The 6,685-nt window shown below is 50.0% G+C and carries 9 protein-coding genes; all 9 read right to left on the reverse strand.

Annotated features, from left to right (window positions below; translation table 11 throughout):
• Positions 1-26: 26 nt before the first annotated feature.
• Positions 27-557 (reverse strand): hypothetical protein, encoded by a 531-nt coding sequence (locus MCG46_RS15845; protein WP_240280833.1) that lies wholly within the window; start codon positions 555-557, stop codon positions 27-29.
• Positions 558-720: 163 nt separating this feature from the next.
• Entirely contained in the window at positions 721-1,344 is a 624-nt protein-coding gene (locus MCG46_RS15850) for a hypothetical protein (protein ID WP_240280834.1), read from the reverse strand.
• A 106-nt stretch (positions 1,345-1,450) separates the two neighbouring features.
• Positions 1,451-1,990 carry a hypothetical protein gene (locus MCG46_RS15855; protein ID WP_240280835.1) on the reverse strand — a complete coding sequence of 180 codons (540 nt, stop codon included), beginning with the start codon at positions 1,988-1,990 and terminating at the stop codon, positions 1,451-1,453.
• Positions 1,987-3,588: a hypothetical protein gene (locus tag MCG46_RS15860; protein WP_240280836.1), complete on the reverse strand. Its 1,602-nt coding sequence runs from the start codon at positions 3,586-3,588 to the stop codon at positions 1,987-1,989. Before MCG46_RS15860 ends, MCG46_RS15855 begins: the two co-directional genes overlap by 4 nt.
• 105 nt (positions 3,589-3,693) lie before the next feature.
• Entirely contained in the window at positions 3,694-4,356 is a 663-nt protein-coding gene (locus tag MCG46_RS15865; protein WP_240280837.1) for a hypothetical protein, read from the reverse strand.
• Positions 4,357-4,377: 21 nt separating this feature from the next.
• Complete coding sequence (locus tag MCG46_RS15870; protein ID WP_240280838.1) at positions 4,378-5,103, reverse strand: hypothetical protein; 726 nt, start codon at positions 5,101-5,103, stop codon at positions 4,378-4,380.
• Between the two features lie 13 nt (positions 5,104-5,116).
• Entirely contained in the window at positions 5,117-5,635 is a 519-nt protein-coding gene (locus tag MCG46_RS15875) for a hypothetical protein (RefSeq protein ID WP_240280839.1), read from the reverse strand.
• Positions 5,636-5,649: 14 nt separating this feature from the next.
• Positions 5,650-6,159 (reverse strand): hypothetical protein, encoded by a 510-nt coding sequence (locus MCG46_RS15880; protein ID WP_240280840.1) that lies wholly within the window; start codon positions 6,157-6,159, stop codon positions 5,650-5,652.
• Entirely contained in the window at positions 6,156-6,674 is a 519-nt protein-coding gene (locus tag MCG46_RS15885; RefSeq protein ID WP_240280841.1) for a hypothetical protein, read from the reverse strand. Before MCG46_RS15885 ends, MCG46_RS15880 begins: the two co-directional genes overlap by 4 nt.
• Positions 6,675-6,685 lie beyond the last annotated feature (11 nt).

Below are 6,685 nucleotides of genomic sequence, written 5' to 3' on the forward strand. Positions count from 1 at the left end.
TTATTCCTCCCTTTTGACTTCGAGCGTCAGTTCTGGATTGTAATGACCAAAGCAGCCTGCGATATCCCTTTCACTTCATCGGTGTCTTTATCCAGCAGCTGAATGGTTGCCGTGCAGTCATAGCTGCCCGCTTTTAGCGGCGTTTTCAGTGTATCCGAATAGATGTAGCTGTTTGGTTTCAGAATTTCTGAATCATAGATCAGTTCTCCGGTTTCGTCGATTCGGATCAGAATCCGGATGTTATTAATATTGACTTCCGGACATTCCAGCATCAGATTTCCCTTGGCGGAACCATTTTCAAATACCGGGGAAGAATTCAGCGTAAATGCAACCGTGGTTTCATCCATCTGAGCATTCAGCATCTCTTCAATCTGTTGAGCGGTCTTTCCCGGCAAGGCGCCGACCACCGCATTAGGATTGTAAGCAGCTGGTTCTTCTGGAGCCGGCGGCCGCTTCTGATTCAGTATTAGACCGATCCCGATTCCCATCATGATCAGTAACAACAAAGCTGCCAGCAAAAGCCAGAGCTTACGCTTTTTTTCTTTTCCGTTTTCCATCGTCTTTTCATCCTCTTCATTTTCAATTAATGGCTTTGATTAAACCCATTTAGTAGATTTCAGTCCTGCCCTTCCATCAAAGTCTGATTGCTTCAGGCTCTGATGGAAGGACAGGCAGATTCCCTGTCTGCCTGTCTGATCCGATGTAAAATCAGAACCGCATTTATTTTGCGACGCTGACCTTCATGACCGTTTTGATCTGATAGTTGCCATCCGTCAGGCTGGTAGAATCATCCGCATTGTCCTCGGCGAAGACCTTGAATTCCAGCGTACCGTTGAGGCCCATCGTTCCCAGCTTGCGGTCGGCAATTGACGAAGTCAGCTGATAATTGTCCTTATCCGCGAAAACATCCGCACGAACCTTGTTAGCCGGAGCCAGGTAGACATTCAGTACACTCAGGAAAGTGCCATTGACTTTGGTTGGTTCTGTTGCATCCATGACATTGGCATCCGCGACGCTGGACAGCGTCAGATCAATGCTGCGGTTGGAATTGTTGGTGAATTTTCCGGTTGCCGAAACAACGCCGCCGGTACCCGGATCGCTGTTATCCAAAATGTAGGTTGATCCATCATCATCCAATTTGGTTGCAATCTGGAAGTTGATGCTGGTTGGCATGACAACGCTGATCAGTTCTGCATCTTTCTTCGCTGAACCGTTCAGCCAGACTTCCTGACCATCTCCGTTCGTCACGGTCTTGTCGCCGCCTCCGGCTTCCTCAGCCATGACTGGCGTCGCCATCGCCATGCACATCAGGAGTGCCATTCCCATCGAAAGTAATTTCTTCATTTGTTTATCCTCCTCTTTCTATAATGGGCTATTCATTTTCGGGAATCGTTCTGACTCCCATTTATTCCAGATCCGAATAGAAATTCGGATCGAAGAACCTTCTTTATTACCGAACGGTAATCTGAAGTCCAGCCTGGACTTCCCCCAGATAACTTTCTCCATCCAGCTTGTACGCATAAATTCTGGCTGTACAGCGATAAGTTCCTTCCGGCAGTTTTTGACTCAGTTCAATTTCATCCATATAACTGCCTGGCTTCAATAAGCCGGTCTGACAGAGAGTTCTGTTATTCAGCGATTCAGCATAGGGATCTGTAACATCCAGTTCCAGTTCCAGACGTGTGTACTTGTTGTTGGACTCTGGATTCTCAAACCAGATTTCACCCTTCCAGTCTTCAAACACCGGAGCCGAGTTAATCGTAAACGCGATCATGCCTTCAGTGACCTGTTGATTGAGTTCCGCTTCGATTTGTTCTGCCGTTTTTCCCGGCATCATGCCGACCGTCGCGTTCGCTTCCAATCGTGGGTTTTCTTTCTGATTCCCTTTCCAGATCACAAAGCCTAGGGCCGCTATCAAGAACAGGACGATCAGAATCAGGACGAGAACAATCCAATTCTTTTTGTTTATTTCTTTCTTCTGCTGGGTCATTCCGCCGATTCCCTCCTTGTTTTGATCCACCAGGCAAGTCCTGCGCAGGCAAGGATCACCAATCCCGCAAGAATCACCCAAAATCCTTGATTTTCTGCTGACCGATGCGCTGGAATTCCAGCCTGTGTCAGAGCATAACTGGAACAATGACGCATTAATCCGAGATCATAAAATCCTTCCTTGTTGGGTTCCAGACCCATCAGAATCACATCCAGACTCCGGGCATCAGGATCACTGTACACAAAGTCTACTGGCTCTTTGAAATTTTTCCTGTTCTTTACCTTCAGATCTGCCGGGACCGGTAAAGCTCCGTCATGAGCGATGATCAGATACTGACTTTGATTCCGGTCTGTCTGACTCAAAATCAGATTCGCTTCCTCCGGCTCATCGCTGATGGACAAGTCTACCGTCCGGTTGAATTCATTCTCTTTCAGAGCAACCTCTTTCAGCGCTTTTCGTGTGAAATCCCAGCGATACCACAGGTCTGTTTTATCTTTTGGATTGAACTGTTCTACAATCAGAGCCCGATCCTCACTTTGAGCGAAGGCAAATAAACGGATGGGGACCGGCAGCTTCGCTTCCTCATGGTCACCGGTTTTCTGAATGATCAGCATCGCCCGCTCGCTTCCTTTTTCTATCCGCGCCCCTAGGTCAAAGTGTGAGCCTTTCGCAGCCCAGTTCAGAATTGCCGTCGGCAGGATCAGTGAGTCTTCCAGCTCCTGATTGTCCTTCAGAAAGCTCATTCGGATATTCAGCTGTTCAGAGACTGCCAGCTCCGCCAGATTATGGGGAATCATGCCTTGCCAGTCCAAGGCTGTCAATTCCGCAATCTCAATATGGAAATAGGGGATTCCGTTTAATTCCTCCAGCCATAGTTCATTGCCTTGCAAAAGCTCCACATCATGGCGGCTGAACGCCGGAAGAACCAAGGTTTTCAAAGTACCTGTTTCATCTCGATATTGAATTTCAAGATCCAGGCCCGTTTCCATGGACTGCTGAATCATCGGTTCCGGAATCAGATAACGATCCGAGCCTGTGGGAATCTCCAGTTTCAGTACCGGATTTCCCGCGGTGGTTATACCCGGTTTCTGGCCTGCTGTCGTTCCTTGCGGAACTATGACTGGATCTTCGACCGGAATCCAATCCAATTGAATCACCAGCTCATCTTGCGGATACAAATAACGTCCATCCTGCTGCAGGATAGGTTCCAGATTGTACACATAGACCAGACTCTTATCATAAAATCCGCCGTGGCTGATCATAATTTCATATTCGACCCCTTCCACCAGCTGATTGACCAGAACCCGACCGTCCTTTCCCGTCGTTGCGAAATTCTCTTGCATCTGAACCGCAACCTTCGCATTCTGCATCGGCCCTCCGGCATTATTCAGCACCAGAACAGAAAGACTGCAGTCCCCCTGACCGACGGTTCCTTTCAATATTACCTGTCCGCTGCTGCCCTCGCCCGCAACTTCCCCGCTGCCGCCTGGGTTTTCCACATGCTCTCCCTCGCCCGCCGTTTCCGCCATGACTCTGATCGGACTGATCCACAGAGTAACTGCTATCAACAGCCACAGTCCTCTTTGTTTTCCTCTCATTCTATCCCTGCCTTCCCTTTTCTGCCTTCCGCAGGCCAGAGAGAAATCCGCGTTCTGTTTTCCCTCTGGTCTGCGGGCGATGATATTCATCGCTCCGCTTGTTGGTTATTTGATTTCCTTAACGGAAACGGTAAAGGTCGGGGTGATCGCAAAAGAATCTCCCGCTTTCCAGCCTTTTCCCGTTTTCCCGTAAATTTTCATGGTGACGGAATTGGTGGCGGTGTCTTCTGCCGGTCCCAGCTTGCCATCACTATTGATGAAATAATTGGAGGTAATTCTGCCGGAAGTCAGCCATTGAGCCGCGGTTGTAAAATTCGTTGGTTTCTGAGCTTCAGCCTTCAAGGCAAACATCAGATTTTTGCCGCCATCACTGGCAGGCCAGCTCTGCACCAGAGTAGGCGTGGTGGCTGTCGTTGAAGCCACGGCAATACTGCTGATCTTAACCCAGATTGGTACAATGGATCCGTTGGTAATCTTGATGTTGCTTGACTGTGCTGTAATCTGACTTGAAGGGTCGCTTGCGGTCAGCGTCGGATCGATATCAAACGATACCGCTGTCGGTACGGTAACCTTCAGCTGCGTCGCTTTGATGTTGCCTGTAATTACCGTTTTGTTGCCGGAAACTTCTTTGCTCCCGGTCCCATCGCTGATCTCTACCGGGATCTCTGTAGGGGTCGGATCAGGATAGTCTGCTGAAACTGGCAGAGCCAGGCAGGTGACCACGGCAGACATTGCGGTGATCCCCATCATCCATTTCATCATTTTCATTGTTTCTCTCTCCTTTATCGATCAATTCCCAGACTCTGGGACATAATCGCTGTCTTCACCGGACATTAAAGCCCGGATTTTCAAGGTGATTTTTACCTTGACGCCATATTCTCCATAAAATCGGTCACTGGCGAACTTTCCCCAAATTTCCAGAGGAATTGTCCGATCAGTAGGAATCGTTACCATTCGCAGCGGATCGGAGGCTTCCCTTTCCGGGTCCAGCGCAAACTTTTCAAATTCGCTCAGGCTGGCATAGGTTTCTCCCCTGGGTCTCACAGCCAGAATCGCTGAGCCTGGCTGCTGAACTTCATCCACGGACTGAACCAGGGAGAAAATCTGCTGGCTGTGATCCAGAGGATTTTCGCCAATCAACGGATCCGGAACACTCACAGCTGTAATCTCCAGCACCACCGGAACCGGAGAATTGTTGGTTGCGGCAAAGGCGGCAGGGGTACTGACCTGATTTTCACCGCGGGTGGGATCAAAGGCGGCGGCCGGATCATAAGTGAATCCGACCGCTGCCGGCAGTGTTGCCGACAACAGAGAAGCTCTCACTGTTCCATTGAATTCTGTGCTCAGGCTGTCATCCGATTCTTTATCTCCTAGAGCCAGGTCCTTCTGTTCACTGGGAGCTGACGGCAGAGGAGTCGGTGTCGGATCTTCTGCCTGAAGCGTCTGAGTGCTCAGCAGAATGGAAATCAGAAATATTCCCCACCCCCATCTGCGGCTTTGATGCTTTTTTTTCATTCTCCGACTCCTTTCATTCTGTGATCGTCAGCGTAATTTCTGCAGCCGCTTTGCCAAGAAACGCTTCCGTTTCCATGTCATAGCTGTAAAACATCGCCAGACAGTTATATTCCCCGGCAGCCAGCTTTGTTTTAAGCACTGCCGCTTCCACATAGGTTCCCGGCTTCAGAGCTCCGGTTTCATAGATTTTCTTCCCATTGTCCTGCAGCGTGATTTCCACGCGGATCAGTTTTCCCTGGTTGGCTGGATTCTCGATCAGCCAGTTGATCCTGCCCTCATTTTCCGAAAGCGAGCCGACCGGCGTCGCATTGATCGAAATCGTCAGCATGCCGTCCTCTACGATCTGATCCAGTTCCGCCTGCCGCTGGGCCGGATCACTGCCCGGCATCGCTCCGACCTTGATATTTTCCTCATAGATCAGCGACGACGGCGGCGGTTTCTGAAGCAGCTTCCAGGCGGCGGTCAGAATTCCCAATCCCAGAAGCAGGATCAGCACGAGGATCAGAAACGGAGTTCTTCGTCGTTTATCCATCGCGTGCCTTCTTCCTATCCCTGCACATAAACCGTAATCTCCGCGGCAGCCTGACCGGTGTATCGCTGATCCTCAGGCTTGTAGGCACTGAAGTACGCCGTGCATTCATAAGTTCCTGGTTCCAGATCGACATCCAAAGGAGCTTCCTCAATGATCTGCCCCGGTTCCAGATAGCCGGATTCATAGATTTTTTCACCATTGTCCCTGCGGAAAATCGCCACTGTGATCAATTTGGTATTTTCCAGAGCATTCTCAATCATCAGATTTCCGAGGGCTTTCCCGTCAGCAAAACTGGGGGTCGCATTGATGGAAATCGTCAGCATGCCTTCCGCTACGACCTGATCCAGTTCCGCCTGCCGCTGGGCCGGATCTCCGAAAGTTCCGATCTTGGCATTGGCGTCTGGCCGCAGCTTCGGCGCTGACTGCCGAGACGAATTCCTGCTCCACGCCAGGGCTGCCAGAATTAAAAGTACAAGCAGGGCGATCACCGTCAGCCACAGGTTTCGCTGTGTTTTCTTCTTCATTCCAGACGCTCCTGCACCTGTAACGTCAGTTTCAATTGCAGGCTGCCTGCCGGTTTTTTATCTTCAAACAGTTCGATTACGGCGATTACTTCATGTTCTCCGCTTTCCAGCTTCTGATTTAACGTCAGACTTTTCAGTTTCCTTCCCGGATCAATCCGCAGACTGTTGCCCAGAAGCTCTCCGTTTTCTCCGTCGTACAGCCCGATTCGGGCCGCATTGAGATTCTCTGCAGGATTCTCATAATGGATCAGGCAGTCTTTTTTTCCCCTTTCCACGCTCAGCACCTGGTCTATAATCACCCGGAACTGTCCATCTTCGACGGGTGTAGAGGCCGCTTCCACCGATCCCTGACGGGCGCGGAGATCGGGAAGAATCTGCATCTGAGTTTTGATGGCTGTTCTTTCTGCAAACAGAAGGATAATCAGAAGGATCAGCAGGCCTCCAGCCGTGATCATCAAGGATTTCGATTTTAACTTTTTCTTCGGCCTGAACTGCGGTTTCTTTTTCTCAGTCATCCCTGGTTCCT

The organism is Holdemania massiliensis, assembly GCF_022440805.1.
GTDB classification, from domain to species: Bacteria; Bacillota_I; Bacilli_A; order Erysipelotrichales; family Erysipelotrichaceae; genus Holdemania; species Holdemania massiliensis_A.

What these genes read in the sequence shown, in the direction of transcription:
- MCG46_RS15885 (WP_240280841.1), bottom strand. Translation starts at nt 6,674, where the DNA reads ATGACTGAGAAAAAGAAACCGCAGTTCAGGCCGAAGAAAAAGTTAAAA.
- MCG46_RS15865 (WP_240280837.1), bottom strand. Translation starts at nt 4,356, where the DNA reads ATGAAAATGATGAAATGGATGATGGGGATCACCGCAATGTCTGCCGTG.
- MCG46_RS15860 (WP_240280836.1), bottom strand. Translation starts at nt 3,588, where the DNA reads ATGAGAGGAAAACAAAGAGGACTGTGGCTGTTGATAGCAGTTACTCTG.
- MCG46_RS15845 (WP_240280833.1), bottom strand. Translation starts at nt 557, where the DNA reads ATGGAAAACGGAAAAGAAAAAAAGCGTAAGCTCTGGCTTTTGCTGGCA.
- MCG46_RS15855 (WP_240280835.1), bottom strand. Translation starts at nt 1,990, where the DNA reads ATGACCCAGCAGAAGAAAGAAATAAACAAAAAGAATTGGATTGTTCTC.
- MCG46_RS15870 (WP_240280838.1), bottom strand. Translation starts at nt 5,103, where the DNA reads ATGAAAAAAAAGCATCAAAGCCGCAGATGGGGGTGGGGAATATTTCTG.
- MCG46_RS15880 (WP_240280840.1), bottom strand. Translation starts at nt 6,159, where the DNA reads ATGAAGAAGAAAACACAGCGAAACCTGTGGCTGACGGTGATCGCCCTG.
- MCG46_RS15875 (WP_240280839.1), bottom strand. Translation starts at nt 5,635, where the DNA reads ATGGATAAACGACGAAGAACTCCGTTTCTGATCCTCGTGCTGATCCTG.
- MCG46_RS15850 (WP_240280834.1), bottom strand. Translation starts at nt 1,344, where the DNA reads ATGAAGAAATTACTTTCGATGGGAATGGCACTCCTGATGTGCATGGCG.